Origin of the sequence: Phocaeicola sp. RTP21198st1_B8_RTP21198_201120, from assembly GCF_040929485.1 — a bacterium.
In the GTDB taxonomy this organism is placed as follows: domain Bacteria; phylum Bacteroidota; class Bacteroidia; order Bacteroidales; family Bacteroidaceae; genus Phocaeicola; species Phocaeicola dorei.
Genome location: NZ_JBCOCI010000507.1, coordinates 1 through 356, shown reverse-complemented (window position 1 = coordinate 356; position 356 = coordinate 1). Strand labels below are relative to the sequence as shown.

Here is a 356-nt window from a genome sequence, read left to right as displayed (position 1 = left end):
GAAAAAATACAGTCCATCATCCGTGAAATCAAGGCAAATCCTTTGCTGGACGGTGTTACTTTTTCCGGTGGTGATCCGTTCTTCCATCCGGAGGAGTTTCTGCTTTTACTGAAACGGGTGAAAGAGGAGACGGGGATGAATGTGTGGTGCTATACAGGATATAGCTACGAAGAAATCAAGGCACAGCCCCGCTTGAGTGCTGCCCTTGATTATATAGATGTGTTGGTGGACGGACGCTTCGAGCAGGCTCTTTTCTCTCCGTATCTGGAGTTCAGGGGAAGCAGTAATCAACGGATCTTGAAGTTGAAGTAACGACTTTTCTCCACTAAAAAAACTTATTTTTCAAAGGAAACAAA

At 44.7% G+C, this 356-nt stretch carries 1 protein-coding gene; it reads left to right on the top strand.

Annotation, left to right across the window (positions count from 1 at the left end; translation table 11 throughout):
• Window positions 1-312, top strand: a 312-nt coding sequence (locus tag AB5935_RS27660; protein ID WP_368328058.1) for a 4Fe-4S cluster-binding domain-containing protein, incomplete at its 5' end; no start/stop codon positions are given.
• Window positions 313-356 lie beyond the last annotated feature (44 nt).